This is a genomic window from Acinetobacter sp. GW821-FHT01E09, from assembly GCF_059422385.1.
The window spans coordinates 3,820,260-3,843,170 of record NZ_JBWKWU010000001.1 but is presented as its reverse complement, the minus strand read 5'-3'; the positions used below and the strand labels follow the sequence as shown (position 1 = coordinate 3,843,170).

17 protein-coding genes and 8 tRNA genes are annotated in these 22,911 nt (G+C 39.1%); 20 read left to right on the top strand and 5 right to left on the bottom strand.

The annotated features are described in order from the left end of the window. Window positions 1-172: 172 nt before the first annotated feature. The 4 genes from AC07U8_RS17445 (at window position 173) to AC07U8_RS17430 (ending at window position 6,064) form a co-directional block, all read left to right on the top strand. The gene (locus tag AC07U8_RS17445; RefSeq protein WP_096735066.1) at window positions 173-1,729 is read left to right on the top strand and encodes a hypothetical protein; all 1,557 of its coding nucleotides are present in this window, start codon (window positions 173-175) and stop codon (window positions 1,727-1,729) included. A 16-nt stretch (window positions 1,730-1,745) separates the two neighbouring features. Beyond that, complete coding sequence (locus tag AC07U8_RS17440; protein WP_004817710.1) at window positions 1,746-2,498, top strand: DUF6160 family protein; 753 nt, start codon at window positions 1,746-1,748, stop codon at window positions 2,496-2,498. Between the two features lie 21 nt (window positions 2,499-2,519). Beyond that, a complete protein-coding gene (locus tag AC07U8_RS17435) occupies window positions 2,520-5,009 on the top strand; it encodes a DUF6160 family protein (RefSeq protein WP_239044971.1) in 2,490 nt (829 codons plus the stop codon). A gap of 95 nt (window positions 5,010-5,104) precedes the next feature. Then, entirely contained in the window at window positions 5,105-6,064 is a 960-nt protein-coding gene (locus AC07U8_RS17430; RefSeq protein WP_004723806.1) for a DUF6160 family protein, read from the top strand. 97 nt (window positions 6,065-6,161) lie between these two features. On the opposite strand, the gene AC07U8_RS17425 is transcribed toward AC07U8_RS17430, so the two are convergent. Both AC07U8_RS17425 and AC07U8_RS17420 read right to left on the bottom strand, forming a co-directional pair. Then, window positions 6,162-7,877, bottom strand: coding sequence for a proline--tRNA ligase (locus AC07U8_RS17425; protein WP_004817703.1), 1,716 nt, complete (start codon window positions 7,875-7,877; stop codon window positions 6,162-6,164). Window positions 7,878-8,126: 249 nt separating this feature from the next. After that, window positions 8,127-8,768 carry a hypothetical protein gene (locus tag AC07U8_RS17420; protein WP_004723804.1) on the bottom strand — a complete coding sequence of 214 codons (642 nt, stop codon included), beginning with the start codon at window positions 8,766-8,768 and terminating at the stop codon, window positions 8,127-8,129. A 284-nt stretch (window positions 8,769-9,052) separates the two neighbouring features. Between AC07U8_RS17420 and pilG the strand changes: the two genes are divergently transcribed. The 6 genes from pilG to AC07U8_RS17390 all read left to right on the top strand — a co-directional run bounded on the left by pilG (window position 9,053) and on the right by AC07U8_RS17390 (window position 17,627). Next, window positions 9,053-9,436, top strand: a complete 384-nt coding sequence (gene pilG / locus AC07U8_RS17415; RefSeq protein WP_004723803.1) for a twitching motility response regulator PilG — start codon at window positions 9,053-9,055, stop codon at window positions 9,434-9,436. Between the two features lie 25 nt (window positions 9,437-9,461). Continuing rightward, complete coding sequence (locus AC07U8_RS17410; protein ID WP_004723801.1) at window positions 9,462-9,830, top strand: response regulator; 369 nt, start codon at window positions 9,462-9,464, stop codon at window positions 9,828-9,830. 3 nt (window positions 9,831-9,833) lie between these two features. After that, window positions 9,834-10,370, top strand: a complete 537-nt coding sequence (locus AC07U8_RS17405) for a chemotaxis protein CheW (protein WP_004723799.1) — start codon at window positions 9,834-9,836, stop codon at window positions 10,368-10,370. A gap of 42 nt (window positions 10,371-10,412) precedes the next feature. Continuing rightward, window positions 10,413-12,482, top strand: coding sequence for a methyl-accepting chemotaxis protein (locus AC07U8_RS17400; protein ID WP_004817697.1), 2,070 nt, complete (start codon window positions 10,413-10,415; stop codon window positions 12,480-12,482). A 145-nt stretch (window positions 12,483-12,627) separates the two neighbouring features. Next, window positions 12,628-17,154: a hybrid sensor histidine kinase/response regulator gene (locus AC07U8_RS17395; RefSeq protein ID WP_004817694.1), complete on the top strand. Its 4,527-nt coding sequence runs from the start codon at window positions 12,628-12,630 to the stop codon at window positions 17,152-17,154. A gap of 8 nt (window positions 17,155-17,162) precedes the next feature. Further along, complete coding sequence (locus AC07U8_RS17390) at window positions 17,163-17,627, top strand: hypothetical protein (protein ID WP_004723795.1); 465 nt, start codon at window positions 17,163-17,165, stop codon at window positions 17,625-17,627. An 84-nt stretch (window positions 17,628-17,711) separates the two neighbouring features. Here the strand turns inward: AC07U8_RS17390 and dapE are convergent, their stop codons facing one another. From dapE to AC07U8_RS17375, 3 genes are all read right to left on the bottom strand, one after another. Next, entirely contained in the window at window positions 17,712-18,845 is a 1,134-nt protein-coding gene (gene dapE, locus AC07U8_RS17385; protein WP_004723792.1) for a succinyl-diaminopimelate desuccinylase, read from the bottom strand. A gap of 156 nt (window positions 18,846-19,001) precedes the next feature. After that, on the bottom strand, window positions 19,002-19,142 hold the full coding sequence (locus AC07U8_RS17380; RefSeq protein ID WP_004723791.1) for an entericidin A/B family lipoprotein: 141 nt from the start codon (window positions 19,140-19,142) through the stop codon (window positions 19,002-19,004). A gap of 115 nt (window positions 19,143-19,257) precedes the next feature. Beyond that, the gene (locus tag AC07U8_RS17375; protein ID WP_270386775.1) at window positions 19,258-20,103 is read right to left on the bottom strand and encodes a DUF1853 family protein; all 846 of its coding nucleotides are present in this window, start codon (window positions 20,101-20,103) and stop codon (window positions 19,258-19,260) included. A gap of 226 nt (window positions 20,104-20,329) precedes the next feature. On the opposite strand from AC07U8_RS17375, the gene AC07U8_RS17370 reads away from it, so the two are divergent. From AC07U8_RS17370 to AC07U8_RS17325, 10 genes are all read left to right on the top strand, one after another. Continuing rightward, window positions 20,330-20,728: a YbaN family protein gene (locus AC07U8_RS17370; RefSeq protein ID WP_004723787.1), complete on the top strand. Its 399-nt coding sequence runs from the start codon at window positions 20,330-20,332 to the stop codon at window positions 20,726-20,728. A gap of 550 nt (window positions 20,729-21,278) precedes the next feature. Continuing rightward, window positions 21,279-21,354 (top strand) — tRNA-Val (locus tag AC07U8_RS17365). Between the two features lie 23 nt (window positions 21,355-21,377). Then, window positions 21,378-21,454, top strand: a tRNA-Asp gene (locus AC07U8_RS17360). Window positions 21,455-21,498: 44 nt separating this feature from the next. Continuing rightward, window positions 21,499-21,575, top strand: a tRNA-Asp gene (locus tag AC07U8_RS17355). A gap of 72 nt (window positions 21,576-21,647) precedes the next feature. Beyond that, window positions 21,648-21,723, top strand: a tRNA-Val gene (locus tag AC07U8_RS17350). A gap of 8 nt (window positions 21,724-21,731) precedes the next feature. Then, window positions 21,732-21,808, top strand: a tRNA-Asp gene (locus tag AC07U8_RS17345). 107 nt (window positions 21,809-21,915) lie between these two features. Further along, window positions 21,916-21,991, top strand: a tRNA-Val gene (locus tag AC07U8_RS17340). Between the two features lie 8 nt (window positions 21,992-21,999). Continuing rightward, a tRNA-Asp gene (locus AC07U8_RS17335) sits at window positions 22,000-22,076 on the top strand. Between the two features lie 186 nt (window positions 22,077-22,262). Beyond that, window positions 22,263-22,338, top strand: a tRNA-Val gene (locus AC07U8_RS17330). A gap of 75 nt (window positions 22,339-22,413) precedes the next feature. After that, window positions 22,414-22,881, top strand: coding sequence for a DUF2750 domain-containing protein (locus AC07U8_RS17325; RefSeq protein WP_004817692.1), 468 nt, complete (start codon window positions 22,414-22,416; stop codon window positions 22,879-22,881). Window positions 22,882-22,911: the final 30 nt, after the last annotated feature.

Sequence of the window (22,911 nt, the reverse complement as noted above, 5' to 3'; positions counted from 1 at the left end):
TTTTAACCAAAAAAACTTTGTCATAATTAAAAAAATTACATAGTATGAAGTGTGATAGACATAACAAAACTGTATAAACAAGGATATGTGTTTTTGTGCAGTTTGAAGTCGGAAATTAAAGAAATAAAATAAAATATGGTGCGGAGCATCGTATAACACAGGAAGGTCGTGGATGACTACACTCAATTATACGGTAAAATTTCATAAAACCGTTTTGGTGAGTTTCATTGGTTTATGTTTAAGCCAATCTTGCTTCGCACTCGAAGAAATGTCTGATGAAAAGTTAAGTGATACCACAGGCGAAGGTATTGCCTTATTGCCTAGAGACACTTATATGGTTTTTCAGGGCGCTGGAGTAAACCAAACTCAAGATACTGTGCTTACAAATCGTAATTTAGACACGGGCTATATCTATTATGTTCCTGTGGGACCATTGTCATCAATCGTTCAAGATACCAATAAAGATGGTGTTGTGAATGCCAGTGACCATTCAGTCGGGAAAGCTGATTTATATCTATATGGTTTAGCGTTGTCTAAAAATGCCAGCAATAATGCCAATCTTAGATTGGATGCGGGATCAACCAATGGTGTAGCGAATGCTGCGATTAAAAGCTGGGGAACTGCAACCAACCCTTGGATATTCAATGTAAAAACAGACCTTAATGTACCTGACTTTGGTGCAGGTGCGGGTTCTGTGACATATTTAAATTTTGAAGCGCCGTTGTATGAAAATTTATATTCATTTGCTGCTGATAAGAAAACAGTGACGACAAGCGCTTTTATTAATGATGTCGGTGGGGAAGATGCATATAACCTTAAACTTGCATTTTGGGCAGATGGTTTTGTACGCGATCAAAGTAAGGCAGACAAAGATCCAAATCAATTTAATTTAGGTGAGGGATTTAGTACCACTGCAACAGGGCGAGCAAATCGTATTCGCTTGCAAGGTATCTTTAACGGTTTTGGATTAAATGGCAGTAAAATTCAATTATTCCAAACGCTCGGTGGTGCTACAAATACGGGTGGTATGAGTGCTTTTTATAACAATACTCTAGGTTTGGCTGGTGTTATACGATTAAATAGTGGTGATGGTTCAAAATTATTGGGAACATCTACAGCAAACTCATGGACTGCTCCAGCGAATTTGATGAGCCATGTTTTTAGGATTAGCACTCAAGAATGTGGAGTTGGTAACTTGAATGGTTGTACCACTCCAGCAGCGCAAGACATCTTATCGACTCCAGCAATTAATGGCGGAACAGCACCGACTTTTTCAGATAAAGAAGGTATTTATATCTATAATTTGAATACCAATTTGGTGCTAGGTTCATTATATCAGCCTTTGATTCTCGGATCTGATGGAACAAACTTTAGTATAGAGCTGGCTAGGATCCCAAATAAAGAATCAATTTATAAGAAGATCTATACGGATTATACAGGGGCGGATACTTCATATACAGGCTCTACTTGTAATGTTTATAACTGTGGCACAAGTTCAATTGCGGGTTATCAAGGCAGTTCAGCAACACACAGTAGTATCAGTATAGGGACTGTTTATAGTATGGATGCAGGGAAGACTTTACTTGCAGATAAATCAGCAGGGGCTGTAGGGGTTTCATTTAATCAATTAAATAATGCCACCAGTTCAAATGCACAGAATAACTTAGGATCTGCCTTGATTGATGGAATGCTGATTCAGCATATGAAAATAACCACCAAAGGCCTATAGGATAGGAAGAAATATAATGAAAAAAACAGTACTTCTTATTTTAACCAGTTTGGTGAGTTTTCATTTGGCAGCGATGGAGGCTTTAACTGATTCAGACATGCAGCAAGTTGAAGGGCAAGCAGGTGCCGATTTATCTTTAAAATTGGTACTGAATCAAATTAATGCAAGTGATTCATATTACACCACAAATAATGCTTATAAGTTCGATAATGGTACTGGCGGTATTTGTGAGAAATTACAATTTTGCCATTTGGCATTGTCTGTCAATAATCGCTATGTTGATGCAAATGGGTTAGCCAGTAGTACTGAAGGGAATAAACTTTGGGTGGTCTTTAAAGGTGTACAAGGGACAATTAATATTCAGAAATTGGGTTTGGATGGTGTTGATTTGGTCTATAAAAATACCACTGCTATGCAGATGATCAAGCCCGCAATTCAGTTATCTTTTGATGCGAATCAACCGATTCAAATTCGTAATTTTGGCTTCAACTCTCTTTCTATCGAAAAAGATGATTTCACCAGTAAGACCAATCCAGATGGAACAGTTACAGAAAATTCATCGGGTGCAACGGAAGGCCAGTATGGTTATTTAAAAGCCAATAAATATGTAGCAAAACCTCAAACAACGGGTGCTAATGGCTCAACGGCAAATAATTATGATGTCGGTCGAGAAACAGGCTTTATGGGTGTACAAATGAACGGTAATCTTGTGCTGCAGGGCAAGCTGATGATGTTTAGTTGTGATTCTACAATGAATAAGCGTTGCTAAAATAAATCTGAGGGTTTAGGGATGAACATTAAAAAACAACAACATGGAAAAAGATTTATTTTAAATACATTGGCTTTGAGTTTGTTGGCTATACATGCACCTGTTTATGCATTACAAGCTTTAGATGATAGCGATTTAAGAAACGTAAATGGCCAGGATGGCGTACATATAGAGGCAAGCTTAAAAGAAGCCAATATTAAAACATTATACTGGACAGATCAGGCGGGTCGCGCAGAAGCAGATGCAACCAGTCAAGCGCTCGTTGCAACAGCAGATACGGTTAAAATACAACAGAGCAATACTTCTACAGATCCATTAAAAGCAGATATCAAGCTTAATATGGGAACTGCTGCGGGCAAAACTGGAGTGAATTTAGATTTATCACTCTCTCCTATGCTGATGACTGTCGATTCATTTCGTGTTTGTGATAGTGATCCAAGTGGAGCGCGTTGTAGTGCAAAGTTGGGTAATTTAGCGGTGCAGACGGCTTCAAATACCAGTATTGGATTAAAAACAAGCAATGGGCTTTTAAGTAAAACAGATCAAGTCGAGCTAACTTTAGGGCTTCAAAATGCCAACATCTATTTAGGCCAGAGCAGTGCTACAAATCAATTAAATCAACTGATTTTAAAGAACTTTAACTTTAACTTTAAAGGAAAAGGTTTTGCGTTTATCGATGCAGCTGAAGGCTTTAAATTACAAACGAATTCTGGAAGTAATATTGCGGGTGCAAATCAGGCACCAGATACGAACTATGGTTATGTGGATTTAACCCGTGTGGTTGATCCAGCTTCATTAAAGGCGGGTTTTATAAACACAGGTAGTTATGGAAATGGAACTTCCACAACCAATGCGGGTTTAAATCTTGAAATTATGGTGAATAATAAAGGCATCAATCCTACATCGCTTTATGATGTCGATAGTTATAATACCCCAACAGGTGCTAAAGGGCTGATTCGCGTAGGTGCCAGTGGGCGTATGGTGAATGGTTCATTGCAATTTCGTGGTGTACAGAATGCCAGTAGTTTAATTGGTTCTGCTGTTAATTCGAGTGGTGCAGACACTGGAAAAGATATTGTTGGTGGTTCAGGTATCGCATTTCGTATGAAGACGGATTTCACCAAAGAAGGTGACACCATGCTTGCTGGTGGTGGCGATGCAACAACTTTGGAAATTGGTGGTGCTGGATTAAATAGTTACGGTTTTGAGTTTGGTAATTTAACCGGTTTACAGAAGGGAACGCGTGCTTCTTTTGACACAGGAAATGTTTTTTTAAACCTTACCGACTCTAAGCAAGTTACGATACCGGTAAACACAACCTTCCAAAATTCAAGTTTTGGTAATGGTCAAGCTTTAACCAATTTAAGTGATTATAAACAAGATATTTATACGACCCTATCAGCGGGTAATCGCCCTTATGCTGTGGTCGCTTCAATTCGTGGTGGGGAATTCCAAGCCATCTCTAGACGAGGGCGATTTACCACTGCCGCTGGTGTTGCTGCTGGTAATTTATTTACCGAGAGTGGTTTAAATAATCAGTGGGGACTGGCTTTACCTTTTTATAACTTAAATGCCAATTTAGCCATGTATGGCACAACAGTTGATGCTGATAAAGCCTATTACTATTCAGCAGATGGTACGAAAAGCAGTGTTGCGGCTACAGCGGGTACGCAAACCTCTAGACTCGGTTTTTCTTTAGGTTTAAGTACAGAGGGTGTGGATAAAAGTGGTACAACTAAGCTTGGCAATAAAACAACCTCGATTCTGGTGATTGATGGTGGTCAGGTAAAAAATGATGCAGGTGTTCCGATTGCCGGTACCTCTAAAGACTATTATTTAGGTTTAAGAAACATCGATATGTTGCTGAAAGGCAATGGCAGTATCGGGGTGGAAAACGGAAGTTTAAATTTAAGTTTAAAAAATATGTTGGTGGTGATGGCGGCTGAAGTTGCGGCAGGTTATTTACCTGGTACAACCTATGCATCATGTGCAGGTGGTATTGCAACAGCAAGCGTTGCTTGTGGCAACAAGGGAGCATCTGATTCCAATAATTTCGCCAAAAGTGATGATGTGTTGTTTGGTCTAAAACTTCGCTTTGGTGGGGATATGGATTTGTCACTTATTCCTAATAGTGAAATGAAAGCGGATGGCACAGGCAATCGTTTAACAGTTGTGGGTGATTTAAAATTAGCAGCTACAAATAACACCATCCAGATTAGTGATCCTGTCAATGGTTCTATACTTGGTTTAGATAACTTGACGGGTGATATTCGCTTTAACAATGCTATTGTGCTCAGTAAAAACTCAACGAGTGGGACTGGTCAGGTTGGATTTAATGCAAGTTTACAATTTAATCCAACACAGTCAGTCGGCGGTGTATTTAGAGCGAGAGATTTAAACTTCTATCCTCCATCTATGAATGGCGCTTTAGTTTCGGGTGCACGCTTAGGTGAAATTGCGTTGACAGGAGGTCGGTTGACCAGTGAATTTAACATTGTTCCTCGGAATTAATGCGTTATTGGTCGGCTAGTGCTTTTATCGTACAGAATTTCTGATTAGACTGTGATGTGGTAGGCAGTATATAAATTTTCCTAAGGATTAGGATAATGAAAAAAAATAGAAACCTAGGATGTATATCATTATTGATACTAAGTCCAATTGCGCTGGCAATGGAACCTATGGATGATCAAAGTCTTTCCCAAACAACGGGGCAAGATGGGATAAATGTTGGTATAAATTTGAGTAAAGTTCAACTCAATCAAATTTCAATTATTGATCGTGACGGGTTAGGCTCAACTGTGAATGATGCAAATAAAGCATCGCTGGTTCTTGCGGGTAAAAGTGCTGGTACGGTTGCTGACCAAACTGTTGATATCACTTTTCTAGGCGCTTCAAATACCCCAACGATGAACATAGTCATGGATACCGATGGGGGCGCTACAGGTGGAGCAAGTGGTAAACCTTTTGCCAATATCGGAATGAGCTTTGCAAGTAATATTACCGGGATTAAAGTTTCACCATTTGCGCTTTACTTGGCTGGAGCGAGTTCATCTTCAGGGCCTGCTGGATATCAATCTATTTTTACAGGTACCAGTGAAAAATCCGATGTCATTAAATTTTTAAAACTGAATGATGGTTTTGATATCAACTTTGCTGCTGCCAAACCCACCATTAATTTACAGTTAGGTAATGCACCTCAAGGGCGTATGATTGCTTTTGGTGGCGCAATTCAATCGATTTGTGGTACGGGATCAGGCTGTGCTATTGCACTTTTATCTGATGATAGCGATATTGGTGCAAATTTTAACTTCCAATTAACTGGAACAGATAAGGTCAATGGTTTTTCATTAAACGGTTTCTATGCTGGCGTTGAACCAACAGGTTTTGTCTTTGGTAATACGGGTGAATCGAGTAAGTTTGATCTGGGTATCAATCAGATGATTATGGGAACGAGTGGGGCAAGTGCGGCAGGGACTTTTAATGGTCTGCAAAATGGCTCGATGGGGAACTTTGGGGCAATCGGAACATCAGTTACAGATTTAAAAGTCAAAATTAATGGTCTGTAATGTTGGTCTATAAAATATCAAAGCATAAAAAACCCTATAAGTTGTGTGACTTATAGGGTTTAGTTTATTTCAGGGCTTTTTTAATGCGATTGAAAAATTACTTCACTAATTTAGCCAATAACTCATCTTTGCTTAAATTTACAGATTCGGCATCTCTACGCCCTTTGTATTCAAAAGTATCTGCATCTAAGCCTTTTTCACCAATGACAATACGGTGAGGAATACCTGTTAATTCCAAGTCAGAGAATTTAACACCAGGACGCTCATTACGATCATCCAGTAATACATCATAACCTGCGGCTTGTAATTCAGCATAAAGTGCTTCAGCTGCTTCAAGCGTACGTGGAGATTTTTGTGCATTCATTGGTACAATTGCAACTTCGAAAGGGGCAATTGCAGATGGCCAAATAATACCTTTCTCATCAAAGTTTTGTTCGATCGCGGAAGCAACTACACGGGTTACGCCAATTCCATAACAGCCCATTGTCACCACTAATGGTTTGCCGTCATCACCCAAAACTTTACAGCCGAGTGCTTCTGAGTATTTGGTACCCAATTGGAAAATATGACCGACTTCAATACCACGTTTAATTAAAATCGTGCCTTGACCATCTGGAGATGGGTCACCTTCAACCACATTACGTAAGTCAAAAACTTCTGTAAATGTTGCATCACGGTCCCAGTTGATACCAGTGGCATGTTTATCGACTTCATTGGCACCCGCAACAAAATCTGAAAGCACAGAGGCTGCACGGTCAACAATCACAGTTAAGCCTTTCTCAACCAGTCCTTGTGGTCCGCAGAATCCTGCAGTTAAACCAAGAGCATTGAGTTGAACATCTGTTGCAAATGTTAAAGGTGCTGCAATCAGTGGATGCTTTTCAGCTTTAATTTCATTGAGCTCATGGTCGCCACGCAGGAATAACGCGATTACAGGAATATGACCCTTTTCATCAGCAATACCTTGTACAAGTAAGGCTTTTACCGATTGCGCTGGATCTGTATTTAAAAATGCAGAAACATCAGCAATGGTTTTTTGATTTGGTGTGTCTACAATTTTTAGATCTTGGCTAGGTGCTGCACGCTCACCAGTCAATACTGCTTCAGCCATTTCAACATTGGCCGCATAGTCAGATTCGGTTGAGAAAGCGATATCGTCTTCACCACTTGATGCAAGTACGTGAAACTCATGTGAACCTGAACCACCAATCGATCCTGTATCTGCTTGAACAGGGCGGAAATTTAAACCTAAGCGGCTGAAAATTCGGCAATAGGTGTCGTACATAACATCATAAGTTTCTTGTAATGACGCTTGATCGACATGAAAAGAATAAGCATCTTTCATAATAAATTCACGTGAACGCATCACACCGAAACGTGGACGAATTTCATCACGGAACTTAGTTTGAATTTGATAAAAATTCATTGGAAGTTGTTTATAACTTTTTAATTCATTGCGAGCCAAATCCGTAATGACTTCTTCATGTGTCGGACCAAGAACAAAGTCATTGCTATGGCGGTCTTTAAAACGCAACAGTTCTGGGCCGTATTGTACATAACGACCAGATTCTTCCCATAGTGAAGCTGGCTGCGTCACGGGCATTAATGTTTCCAAAGAACCTGCACGATTCATTTCCTCACGAACAATCGCTTCAACTTTATTGAGCACACGTACACCCATCGGCAACCAAGTGTATAAACCTGAAGCCAATTTACGGATCATCCCAGCACGTAACATGAGCTGATGTGAAATGACTTCAGCATCGTTTGGGGTTTCTCTTAACGTTGCAAATAAAAAGCGACTCGCGCGCATGGAAACTGTCCTAAAATTTTTAGATTTAAAGGAATGATTATACGATAAAAAAATACGATAAAAAAATAAGCTGAACATTTTTAATGATTGTTTAAATTGAAAACTTTATATTTTTATACTGGCGATACGATCAGAGCTCGGTTTTAACTTGAAATTAGCCGATATCGTGAAAGGTTGTTTAAATCATTTATATTGTTTTGTTAAGTTTTTATCAATAATAGAGCCAAGGAATTCCGAATTAAAAGGTGATTATTCAAGTTTTTTAAGGCGGTTAATAATATCATCATAGTAGGTTTGTGTCTTGCGGTAGTTGTCTTGTAGGCTTCCAATATAATTCTTTGTTTTATCTATGTTTTCAGAATTGTATTTGATCCGATCTTTGAGTGTAACAGGAACAGAGTTACCTTTGCGGTAGTATTCCATTTCTTGCCTTTTAAGTATAATACGATCACTTTGAAGTTGTTTAAGTGTTTGGTTTTGTAGTGTTATTTGTTGTTTTATATTGCTTAGAAGTTCATTTCTTTTGTTAACAGCGACAGATGAGTTGCCATAGGCACGCTTTAAGCGCGCATCTTGTTCTAATTTACGCATTTCAGATGCGCGTGATGTCGATTGCTGTAAATCTTTTTCGACATTATAAGCATGATTACGTTTGATCACTTGCATGTTGCGATCAAGCGCTTCATAACCATTTTTTATGTGTGCTGGTGTGACCGAGGTGCTGATATTAGCCACCCCATTTTTATCATAATATCGATACCATACCGCTTTAGCTTGAGGCGTATCAGCATAGACCGATAAAGTACAGATGAGTAAGCTGACTGAAAGGGCGGTATTGCATATTTTTTTTGTTTTTGACGCTATATTTTGGTAATAGATTATTCTATCCATTTAAAGTCTACCATCCCCAAAAAATCAATGTAAGTTATATGATTTTGAAACTATCTTTGATCATTTTATGTGGTTACAAAATTTTAATAAACAATTAACTTCTAAAAAAAAGCAGAATATTTTTTTTTATGTGAGCTTTACTGTGTTTTACTGTTTGAAGTGAGATTTCCGACAAGAAATGTTCATTGATAAAGTGAGTTAATATATGTTAAAAAAACATGATTAATTGTAAAAATAAATCTGTACAGCACAATTCATTCCAAGCTTACGGAAAGGGGCATTAAATGGACGATAAATTTCAAAATCTAAAAGTCATGGTGATCGATGATTCTAAAACCATTCGTCGTACTGCTGAAACATTATTACAAAGAGAAGGTTGTGAAGTTGTCACTGCTGTAGACGGTTTTGAAGCCTTATCTAAAATTGCTGAAGCAAATCCAGATATTGTTTTTGTTGATATCATGATGCCTCGTCTGGATGGCTATCAAACCTGTGCTTTGATTAAAAACTCCCAAAATTATCAAAATATTCCAGTCATCATGTTATCCAGTAAAGATGGCTTATTTGATCAAGCAAAAGGTCGTGTTGTCGGTTCAGATGAATATTTAACAAAACCATTTAGTAAAGATGAACTATTAAATGCTATTCGCAATCATGTGACTGCTTAAATGAACGGTTAATTTGGGGGAAATAATGACAAAAATTTTAATAGTTGATGATTCACCAACAGAAATGTTTAGATTTAAAGAAATTCTAGCTAAGCATGGATTTGAAGTGATTGAAGCAACCAATGGTGCAGATGGTATTACACTGGCGCAAGCTGAATTGCCGGATCTTGTGTTAATGGATGTTGTTATGCCTGGTGTAAATGGTTTCCAAGCGACTCGTCAGATCGCACGTGGTGCAGCCACCAAGCATATTCCAATTGTAATTGTAAGTACTAAAGATCAAGAAACCGACCGCGTTTGGGGAAAACGTCAAGGGGCTTGTGACTACTTAACCAAACCGATTGATGAGAATCAGCTGATCAGTACGATTAAGCAACATCTACAAGCAGGATAATGTATGGCAGCAAATGGATTTATCGAATTACTTCGATTGTCTAAGCGAGGAAATAAAAATTACGCTGACAATGAAAATGAAGTAAACCGATGGTCAGGCATTGCATTTGAAATGATGGGGCAATATTTTGTTGCGCCTTTGGGTGAGGTTTCAGAAGTTATTTATCCGCCAAAATACACACCCGTTCCCAATGTTCAGGGATGGGTGAGAGGATTAGCGAATATTCGCGGACGGTTATTGTCAGTTTCTGATTTGGCTTTTTATTTAACGGGGCAAAGAAGCCAATTTCTACCTACTCAAAAAGTCTTATGTATTAGTCATAATGACCACTATGTTGGTCTGATCGTAGATCAGGTTTTGGGGATTCAACATTTTAATAAAAAAGGCTTTTTTTCTAAAAACAATCAATTAGAAGAAAACCTTCAAACCTATTGTCAGGGATATTTTCAGCAGCATAATCAGGCTTGGAATATATTCTTGTTTAGTCGTTTGTTAAATGATCCTCAATACATGAATGCATCAGAAAAATTTATAAACTAGCTTTGACGCCTAATGAGAGTTAAGCGAATCGGGAGAAGCTGAATGGGCTTTAAACTAAAGAAGAAAAATACAGGGGATACTGCTCAAAAAAGTAGTTCAGGCGTATTAACCAAAACCAAATCAAAAATTGATGAATTTGCTAAGTTGTTTGGGGAAAGCGACAAATCAAAGCCATTTATTCAAATGGCAATTGCCAGCATCATCGTTGCGATTATTTTGCTTTTGGTTCTATTCTATACAGTTCCTCGAAATAACGACTTAACTCGTAGCTTGGGTGAATTAAAACTTTTATCACAGACCTTATCACGTCAAGCAACTGAAGCCACCGCATCGGGTTCGAAAGACTCAATTGATGCTTTAGTTGCATCGCAAAAGAAATTTAAAGAAAACTTAGATGTCGTCAAAGATATTCATGCGTCTTCAAAACAAGTGGAAGGCGTTGAAAAAACTTGGAAACAAGTTTCTGCTGATATCGACATGATTGCGACACACCAAAAAATCATTAACCAATTATATGACACCAACATTGCTGTTGCGGATGTGATCCCGGGCATGCAGGCGGAATATAATGCAATGGTTGACCAAATGGCACGTGACAACATGTCAAGTACTCAGGTTGTTATCGCGAAAAACCAAGTATTCCTTGCAGAACGTATTTTACGTTCTATTGGTTCAGTATTAAGTGGTTCGGATAATACCCGTGCTTCAGCAGACGACTTTAATGCGGATACTGAAACATTTGGTACATATTTAAATGCGCAACTCAATGGGAGTGCCGATTTAGGTGTAACACGTATTGATAAACCTGAACTACGTGAGTCTTTAGAAAGTATTAAAGCGGATTACAATGAAATTGTGCAATTGGCATCAACTTCTGTACTAAAGAACTCTGATCAGATTTTTAAAGTACGTCAGGCATCGTCAGACATCTTTGCACAATCGGATAATTTATTAAAAGGTTTGGATCGACTTTCGGTAAATACTGGTGTGGGTACGATTTTACCTGCATTGATTTTACTTCTTGCTCTCGGCGCATTCTTATTTGCTGTATTTAAACTTCTTGGTTTACGTAGTGAGTCAGATAAAGTTCGTGTAACACGTTTACAAGACGAGTATGACCGTAACCAGAATGCGATTTTACGTTTACTTGATGAAATTGCCGATTTGGCAGATGGTGATTTAAGTTCGTATGCAACGGTATCGGAAGACTTCACTGGTGCAATTGCCGATTCGATTAACTTTGCGATTGACCAATTACGTGACCTAGTATCTCGAATTAATGACACTTCTCAAGAAGTTGCACAATATACGCAGAATACCCAACAGATTACCAACCAGTTGGCTGAAGCTTCTGAGCATCAGGCGCAAGAGATTGCAGGGGCATCAACAGCGATTAATGAAATTGCACAGTCGATTGACCACGTATCTGCAAATGCTGCTGAATCAGCAGAGGTAGCACAGCGTTCCGTACAAATTGCATCAAATGGTGCAGATGTAGTAAACCGTTCAATCGAAGGTATGGATACAATTCGTGAGCAGATTCAAGAAACATCTAAGCGTATTAAACGTTTGGGTGAGTCTTCTCAAGAGATTGGTAACATCGTATCGCTGATTAATGATATTGCCGACCAAACCAACATCTTGGCATTAAACGCAGCAATTCAGGCATCTATGGCAGGTGAAGCGGGTCGTGGTTTCGCCGTGGTTGCGGACGAGGTACAGCGTCTTGCTGAACGTTCAGCATCTGCAACCAAACAGATTGAAACACTGGTCAAAACCATTCAGACCGATACCAACGAAGCCGTAATTTCAATGGAACAAACCACCTCGGAAGTTGTGCGTGGTGCGAATCTTGCAAAAGATGCGGGTGTTGCCTTGGGTGAGATTCAAACAGTATCAAGTAACTTGGCTGGTTTGATTGAAAGTATTTCTGAGTCGGCGAAATTGCAGTCTGCTTCAGCAGGTCATATTGCAAATACGATGAATGTCGTACAAGAAATTACTTCACAAACCACTGGTGCAACATTTGATACAGCCCGTTCGGTTTCTGAATTGGCAAGTATGGCGGATTCATTACGTCAATCAGTTTCAGACTTTAAACTGCCTGACTAAAACGATTGATACTTTATATATGTGCAATATCGACTGTAACAAGTGGCTATTGCACAGAATGGAACGCCTTCTAAAGCCATTCAGCTTGACTGTATTTTGAAAGGTTTTAGTCCCAAAGACGGGAACTAACATAGAAGCCTGAGCTATGAAAGAAATATTAAAACATTTAGTGGAACACGTTACTTTACCTGAAGATGCGTATCTTGGTCAGGATGAGGAAATTTTAGAAATTTTTGTAGAAGAACTTGAAGAAATTTTTGAACAGCTACAAACCTCTCTTGATCGATGGCAACTCGAAGAGTTTAAAGATACCGAATTGGTCAATATTCGCCGTTATTTTCATACGCTTAAGGGGTCTGGGCGTATGGTGGGGGCTAAACGTTCTGGTGAACTTGCTTGGACTGTTGAAGATACATTAAATCGTATTATTACGAAAAATCTGGAACTTACTTCCGAGATTCAACACTATGTAAGTGCAGTATTTAATATTTATAAGTTCAAACTCTACTCAGAGTTTTTAAATCGAAAACCGCATCATTTAGATTTAGCACCTTTGGTGTATTTGGGGCAGCAGCTACAACAGAAACAAAGCTTAGAACCTGCTTTAGACGAGTTATTGGCATTATCAAATACACTGGATAATGAAAATGTCATTACTGGTTTGGAGATTGGTGAAGATACTGCAACAGCAGAAGTAACCTCTGTGACCACTCCGCATGTGGTTGATCTCGTTGCAGATGGCTCTACAGATACGACTGAAGAAGAAGTGGCAGTTGAATCGACTGTTGCAGATGATAGTTTAACCTCTGAAACCTTGGAAATCTTTGTTGAAGAGTCAGAGGAGCATCTGGCGGCAATTAAAGACTTTTTGCACTTAGAAGAACATACGCCTGATCAATATAATCGCTTGATTCGTGCCTTGCATACTTTGCGTGGCAGTTCTTCAATGGCGCACGTCAATGAGGTCTTTGAAGCAAGTGGTAAGGTCGAGCATTTATTTAAAGTATTGGTTCAAGAAGATACCGAGTCCTCAAAAAATGAAAATGCGCTACTGACTTACTATGCTGAATTTGTCAGTGATTATCTCTATGTTTTAAAGCTGAAAGGTAATCAAGCTGTTGAGCTACAAACCATTTATCAAAAATTTAATGATGCTTGGGAACGCTATGATTTCCAACACCAATATCAACATTCGCAAACGGGTTTAGTCACACAATTGGTTGATCTTGAGATCGATCTATTACTTGATGCCGAGTTTGAGTTTGATAAACGCGCCCAAGTTGAATATCCAGCATATTTCCAACAACTGGCTCAACAAGCGCAGATGTTGATAGATCATACCAATAATCGTGCTGCACAAGGCATCCATGATTTTAGTCTTGCTTTAAAAGATGGTTATGAACAAGTTATTCGCAAGCCAGATTTATTAAATACTGATTATGCTTTTGAAATGTTTTCTAAGGCCCATCAGGAATTTATTCATTTATTCGATACTTTGGCATCAGGACAAAGAGTCAGCCTAAATGAATCAACACAAGCGATTTTGGCTGAGTTACATGACTATTTACACCAAGAAATAGACACTGGTGTTGCTGGTCAAATTGTTGAAACAAGAACTGCGCTAGACACTGAACAACAGCCAGATACAGTCTCAATGGCAGCGAACCCTGTTGAATCAGTAGGGAACTATGTACTGACGCAAATTAATCTGGATAAACAGAATATTGACTCAGAACATAGTCAACGTGAATTTGATGCTGATGTTCTCGATATTTTTATTGAAGAAGCCGACGAATTGTTGGTTGGAATGGACCATGACTTAAATACGTGGTCAAGCCATCCTGATGACACAACCGCATTAAACAATTTGATGCGTTATTTGCATACCTTAAAAGGTGGTGCAAATATGGTGCAAGCCACCCATATTGGTTTGATTGCGCACGAGTTGGAAACCATTTATGAACGCGTGATTAAAGGTCAACTCAAAGCAGAACCACACATTATTCAAGCGATTCGTTTAATTCAAGATGATGTGGCAGATCGTATTCAATTGATCCGTGAAAAATCAATTGATTATCCAGCTACTCATATTCTCAGTGTTTTACACAATATTGATCAGCAAGGTCCGATTGAAGCTGTTCAAGCATCAACTGCGGTTGAGCCACAATTTAGTCATGATGCAGTAGATTTGCATGAACTTGAATATGTTGCAGATGATATCGTTTTAGCGATTGATCAAACTCCAAAACTGCTTGAAACTGAACCGTTGGATCAAGATCAACAACCTGCAATTGATGATGCTCAATTATTTATAGATGCAAATCAAGATGCAGGTTTAGATCCTGTTGAAGTTGTTGCTCGAGAAACCTTTATTGAAGAAGCACGAGAGCTGATTGATGATGGTTTGAGCATTTTATCTCAATGGTTTGATCAGCGTAGCAACCGTAGTTTCCTACTCCAATTACAACGTATTGCACACAGCTTAAAAGGCGGTGCAAAAATGGTGAAATTGGAAGAAGTGGCTGATATTGCATATGAATTAGAAAATGCATTTGAGCAATTTGGTTTACATAATTTTAACTCGAATGTTTATGATGGTTTATTGGAAAAAACCTTTCATTGGCTAGATGCTGCAATCTTTAAACATCACTATGATAATTTTGAAGGCTTAAAATCGAGCTTACATAGTATTGAATATGTTGATGTATCCGCACAGCTTCCAGAAAAACTATCTCGAACAAACTTAATCTTTGAGCAATCGATCAGTGAGTTTGTTCAGGGGGATGGTACAGAGCCACCGTCAATGTTGGGTGAATGGGATCTTTCACAAAAAACTGAATCTAACAATGAGATGATTCGTATCTCTGCCGATTTGGTTGAAAAAATGATCGACCTTTCTGGTGAAAACGCGATCAACCGTTCACGTATTGAGATGGATTTAGGGCAGTTAGGGAATACCTTGACTGATATGGAGTTGGCTATTCAACGTTTGGCGGATCAGCTACGCCGTATGGAAGGCGAGTTAGAAAGCCAAATCATTGCAAAACATGGCGATTTAAGCGCTCGTTATGCTGATTTTGACCCTTTAGAAATGGACCAATATTCATCTCTAAACCAGTTATCAAAATCGTTGGCTGAATCTGCATCTGACTTGGTTGATTTTAAAACCACGTTGGCTGAAAAGATTCGTGATACTGAAGGTTTATTACTTCAGCAATCTCGTATTCAAGCTGAAATTCAGGAAAGCTTGATGCGTACTCGTCTGGTACCATTCTCAAGACTGTTGCCTCGATTACAGCGCTTGGTTCGCCAGACTTCTTCAACCGTGAATAAACCCACTGAACTTTTAGTCAATAATACTGAAGGGGAGTTGGATCGTAATATTCTGGAAAAATTAGTTTCACCGTTAGAGCATATGTTGCGGAATGCGATTGACCACGGGATTGAAGATGCGGAACAGCGTCAGAAATCGGGCAAAGCGTTGACTGGTCGAATTGATTTGAATATTAGTCGTCAAGGTACGGATGTACTTGTCTCGTTTAAAGATGATGGTAAAGGAATTGATCCAAAAGTTATTCGTGATAAAGCAATCGAAAAAGGCTTAATCAAAACGGATCAACAGCTAGAGCCTGAGGAAATCCTACAGTTTATTTTCCATCCTGGTTTTAGTACAGCACAGCAAGTGACACAAATCTCTGGTCGTGGTGTTGGCTTGGATGTTGTGCAAAGTGAAATTAAATCACTTGGTGGACAAGTGAGTGTCAGTTCTGAGTTGGGGCATGGTTCAACCTTTACGATTACCGTACCTACAACAGTTGCGGTCAGCGATGCCTTGATGGTGAAAGTCGGTGATCAGCAATTTGCAGTCCCATTATCGCAAATTGATCGTATTGTTCGAATTTCACCAGCTGCTTTGGAAGAATATTTTGAAACTCAAAATGACTATTTTGATATCGATTTCCAAAGCTATAAGCTACGTTATTTGGGTGAGTTTACCTCGAATCAAGTCACTCCACGGTTACATGGGCTTGCACATTCATTACCAGTGTTGTTGATCAAGGGAAGTTTGGGGCAATCGATTGCCATTCTGGTTGATCAGTTAATTGGTTCACGTTCACAAATTGTGGTTAAACCGATTGGTAAGCAGTTTGCTACCATCAATGCAATTGCGGGTGCAACTATTCTGGGTGATGGTCAGGTGTGTTTGATTCTGGATGGGCAAAATATTGCACGACAAGTTCAAGCATCTACCCGTGGTAGTGCTGAACATCTTCAACATGATAAACAACGTCATCGTGATCAACGCCGTTTGATTATGATTGTGGATGACTCAGTTACCGTTCGTAAGGTCACTTCACGTTTGCTTGAACGCCAAGGTTTCGATGTGATTACTGCGAAAGATGGTGTGGATGCGATTGAGCAACTTGAAAATGTCAAACCAGACTTGATGTTACTGGATATTGAAATGCCACGAATGGATGGTTTTGAAGTCACCAACTTGGTTCGCCATCACGAAATTCACCGCGATTTGCCAATCATCATGATTACGTCACGAACAGGTGAAAAACATCGTGAACGGGCATTTAGCTTAGGTGTGACAAATTATATGGGTAAACCATTCCAAGAAGCTGATTTATTGGAAAATATTGAAGCTTTGTTGACGGTTAAATAGGAACGCTCATGACAAAGAATATTGAAAAATCTGCAATTGATAAAATTAGCACACGGGAATTACAGCATTTAATTACGGTGTCTACTGGGTTTATTGATGCATATATTATTGATTGTTATGATAAAGCACCAATGTTATTACCCCAAAATGTGGTGCTTTCTGCTCAGAATAGTCCAACCTATGTCAATGTCGTGGAATGGCATGAAAAGAAGTTGCCGACATTTAGTGTCAGTGATCCTAAAAAGACCTTGGGTGTCGCACTGATCATTGAAGGGGAAGATGCAGATGAGCGTTTTGCCTTGATGTGCAATGAAATGCCAAGTTCGATACGGCTACGGATTTCAGAGGTGGTCGATGCAGAGGATAGCATCAAAGATAAAACGATTTTACAATATGTGAAAATTGGCGATAAGACTTATCATGTGCCGGATTTGGATCAAATCCAGTTACAGATTGGGATAAAGAAGACTTGATCTGTAATGCTTTCAAAGCTTATCTGTAAAAAAGGACGCATTTGCGTCCTTTTTTACTCAGTTACTCAGTGAGAATCGCTCAACTTAAGCGAGTAATTCGACTAAGATTTGTTCGTAAATTTCAGCCAAAGGCTCTAATTCAGCAATATTCACATGCTCATTAATTTGATGAATCGTCGCGTTTAAAACACCTAATTCAAGCACTTGAGCGCCTGTCGGTGCAATAAAACGACCATCAGAAGTTCCACCACTGGTTGAAAGCTCTGTCTCTGTTCCTGTCACATTTTTAATTGCAGTTCGTGCAGCATTAACCAATTCACCGACTGGGGTTAAGAAGGGCAAACCTGATAACGTCCACTCAATATCATAATCAACATGATGACGATCTAAAATCTCAAGAACACGTAATTTGAGTTGATCTGCTGTCACTTCAGTTGAGTAACGGAAGTTAAAGGTAACGGTCATCGTGCCTGGTACAACATTGGTTGCGCCTGTACCTGCTTGAATATTGGAAACTTGGAATGAAGTCGCAGGGAAGTATTCATTGCCATTGTCCCATACCGTATCACAGAGTTCAGCTAAGGCTTTTGACGCGGTATGAATGGGGTTGATGGCTAAATGTGGGTAGGCAACATGGCCTTGTTTCCCTTTTACTGTTAACACTGCATTTAATGAACCACGACGGCCATTTTTTACGATATCGCCCAGCGTATCCGTACTTGAAGGCTCACCGACAAGACACCATGTCATTTTTTCATTACGTGCTTCTAAGGTTTCGACAACTTTAACCGTACCATTGATAGAAGGACCTTCTTCATCAGAGGTGATTAAAAAAGCAATAGAACCTTTATGGTTGGGATGATTCTTTACAAAACGTTCAGATGCAACCACCATTGCAGCCAACGCTGTTTTCATATCAGCACTACCACGACCATAGAGTTTGCCATCACGAATTTCAGGAAGGAATGGATCAGACTCCCATGCATCAAGATGACCTGTAGGCACAACATCGGTATGACCTGCAAAACAGAAAACTGGAGATGCCGTTCCGCGTCTTGCCCAAAGATTATCAACATCTTCAAAACGCATATTTTCAATATTAAAGCCAATAGCAGACAAACGATCTGCCATGATAGTTTGGCAGGTATGGTCTATAGGTGTCACAGAAGGCTGGCGAAGAAGTTGTAAACTCAGTTCTAAGGTATCCGAATGATTCATGGACATTGATCAAGTAAGTAAATTGAACAATATAATAGAGGAAGATAAAACCGAATGAAAACCTTAAAGCTTGAGAAAGGATAAAACTATTTAAATTGGCATTAAAAAAGCCTTATCTATTGAGATAAGGCTTATGTTGTAGAATGAAGTTGATACTTACAATTTATTTTCAACTTTTTCTGCAGAATTCGTAACAGCATCCCCCGCTTTAGATACATCCTTACCAACACCTTTAAATGTGTTGCAACCAGCTAAAACAAAAGCGAATAACATTGAAACTGCTAAAATTTTTTTCATTACTATCTCCGTGTTTCACGCGTTAATTAGAATTTTAGTATACGAGTATCAGGTTAATATATCGTTATGTTTTTATGAGTGGATTGGTTAATCCATGTATAAGAAACGTGAATAATTAAGCATTTATGTCAAAGAAAAGCGCCAGAGGAGCTTGGCGGTACATATAAAATTGCAGGCTATTTTTATTATGATATAAACCATTACACCAAAATTGGGCAGCAGCTGAACTTTGTTTTAGATCTGGGCAAATCCATTCATGCCGTTGTAGACGGTAAAAATCTTTTGCAATGTGATGTCCCCATTGACCCAATCGACGTTGCGTGTTGATCCATGAGGGCGGTGCAACATCGTCTTTATTGTCAGGCAGATAAAGCTGTCCTTTCATCACAGCCAGTTTCTTTTCAATTTTAAGATCTAAAGCCTCGGTAAATTGAAATTGTTTTTCTGAGAAATGATTCAGTTTTCGTAAAAGGGTGTCGCTACGATTTAGACCATACCAATGCTTTAAGTGTAAGTTTGATTCGCCTAAATAGTACTTTAAAGCAACTTCCCAATGCTCGATCTGTTTTGTGGCCTGATTACGAACAAGGAAATCAATTTCGCCTAATGTATTCTTTGCTTCAATGATTTGGATACTATGCTGAATTAGTTGATAGTGTTGATTGGCTTCATCTTGTAACCAGAACCAAAATAAATATTCAAAACGTAAACCTAAACGTGTGCTTTTAAGCTGTTGTACAAATTCAATGAGTGGGGTGGGGTCATGATCGAGTTGATCTAAGCGTGTTTGAAAATCTATATATTGTTGTTGCCAAAACGCCGTGTCGTGTACTTCAAAACGATTTTTAATTTCTAATTCATCAGGCAGATGCTGAATAATATTGGGACTGGCAATGCAAAAAGCCAATTGACGAACAATAGGGTGTTTGTACTTTAACCAAGGCTCAAAGTAGTCTGTCATTGTATGCTGTCCTAAACTGAAGACTCACTCAGTTTATTTTTAAAGAAAAGGTCTTTAGCGTGTTGAGATTCAAGCAAATAAGTGAATAAACATGCAAGCTCAATTTGACTGTATTGGAAATGATGAACACCGTGATTTTAAAATACAATGATTTCAATTGATTTAAAATATACTGGCAAAATCATTTGGGCGGTATAATAGTCGAATGGGCAGATTGAGTTAATCTATGAAAGTTTTGTTTTGGCGAACATTGGTGATTGTTTTTATTGTACTCGGGTTTATTGGGGCAATATTACCGGGAATGCCAACGACAGTTTTCCTCATCTTGGCCGCTTGGGCGGCATCAAAAGGTTGGCCACAGGTTGATGCTTGGTTACTCAATCATCCAAAATATGGTGCAACGCTTCGTGCTTGGCGTGAAAATGGGACTGTGCCACGTAAAGCAAAGTGGATCGCCAGTATTATGATGTTGATCAGTGGGGTGATCATGTTATTCACCAATGCGCCACTGGCTGTGAAGATTTTTACCGATGTGACCATGTTGATTGTGGCTATCTGGCTTTGGTTGCGCCCTGAACCAAAACCTATTGTAAAAAATCTGAATGAAATGGATAAATCCGAATAGCCTTCATTCGATGTTTTTGATCATTAGGGGCTGTTGACAATTCGTCTACGTTTGCGACTACGTGTGTTTTTTAGGCGATACTAGGCGCGAAATACGAAATTTAGTCATTCTAAATGAGTAGTTCGTAACGACGTAGCGACAAAAAACACACAAGTCCCGAAGGGTTGTGGCTAAAATTATCTCAGCCTTCGTTATGAAACTCGAAAATAGTCTCGCTATTCTCTTCGTTTCCTGCCTTGCCTGCTCAATTTTAACCTACAACGCAAGCCATTTATGAAATGTCAACAGACCCTAAGCACTGAATATTTTATTAAGTTTAGAGCAAATAGATAATAGGGCTAAAATATTGATTAAATGATCTACTCAATTTAATTAAAATATGGGTTTAAATATTTTATAAATAGATAAATAATAAACAAAAAACACCAATTTAAACTAAAATGATCTATTTTTTAATCACTCAACCCTAAAATAGGTAAAACATCGAGAAAAGCGTTTGACACTCAGTAAAGATTCTCTATAATGCACCTCACAAACGATGAAGTCGTTAGGGCGCTTAGCTCAGTTGGTAGAGCGTCTGCCTTACAAGCAGAATGTCGGCGGTTCGATCCCGTCAGCGCCCACCAAGCTTTAACGTTGAATTTTTAGTGCAGCGGTAGTTCAGTTGGTTAGAATATCGGCCTGTCACGCCGAGGGTCGCGGGTTCGAGTCCCGTCCGCTGCGCCACTTAAATTCAATCATCGTATGTATAGCAATTCATTTGTTAAAGTGCAGCGGTAGTTCAGTTGGTTAGAATATCGGCCTGTCACGCCGAGGGTCGCGGGTTCGAGTCCCGTCCGCTGCGCCACTTTAGAATGATTTTGCAGTGACATGTAATACTGAATTAGAGTCTAAATAGTTTTTTATTTATTCTAGTTTAGGGCGCTTAGCTCAGTTGGTAGAGCGTCTGCCTTACAAGCAGAATGTCGGCGGTTCGATCCCGTCAGCGCCCACCATATACAATGCAGCGGTAGTTCAGTTGGTTAGAATATCGGCCTGTCACGCCGAGGGTCGCGGGTTCGAGTCCCGTCCGCTGCGCCATTTATCTTATTTCCTGAGATCAAGATATTTGGATGTATAAGAATTTGAAAGGGAATATTGTTTTCTTTTATGTTCTGATAAAGTAATATTGTGATGATCCTCACTCAGGGCGCTTAGCTCAGTTGGTAGAGCGTCTGCCTTACAAGCAGAATGTCGGCGGTTCGATCCCGTCAGCGCCCACCATATACAACGCAGCGGTAGTTCAGTTGGTTAGAATATCGGCCTGTCACGCCGAGGGTCGCGGGTTCGAGTCCCGTCCGCTGCGCCATTTATCTTATTTCCTGAGATCAAGATATTTGGAATAGTAAGAATTTGAAGTTTTTTGATTTTTAAAGATCAAACATTATAGACTTCATATCGCTTACTCCCCATCTTTAGGATAGAACTTAAGATTAAATCATCGATTTTCTTATAGGTTCAAACAGAGTAAACAACTCTTCGTTATCCACACTCAGGGCGCTTAGCTCAGTTGGTAGAGCGTCTGCCTTACAAGCAGAATGTCGGCGGTTCGATCCCGTCAGCGCCCACCATATTTTCCAATCTAGTTATTTGTTTAGAACTTCTGTATAATATATAAGCATAAGTATTTTAAAAATAAATTTTCTATGCGAAATCCATATCAACGTAAAGCTGCGTCTTCAACTCAAAAAAACTCAGTCCAAACCCTAGACCAATACAAACATTTTGTCGAAATGATTGTTTCACAAACCAAGGTTTTTGTTCTTTATGATGATGGCTGGGCTTTGTGCGCATCACCGACAGGGCAACAGTCTTTAGCTGTTTGGCAAAGTAAAAATTTGGCACAACTTCTGATTAAAGATAACTGGAGCCGTTACGAAGTACAAGAAGTTGAACTCATTGTTTTTATTGAACAGATGATTCCTTTTATCAAACAAAATAATACGGCAATTTCTATAAATTTAACCCCTGAAGGGCGAAATATTTTAGTTTCGACAAATAAATTTTTACTCGACATCAAAAATTATTTATATCAGATGTATACGACTCAACCTGAGTTATTTCAAAACAATAAACGCTTACCGTTACCACGTAAAATTCGCTTACATCAGTAACGCTGTACAAACAATGATATGGCGTTCTGC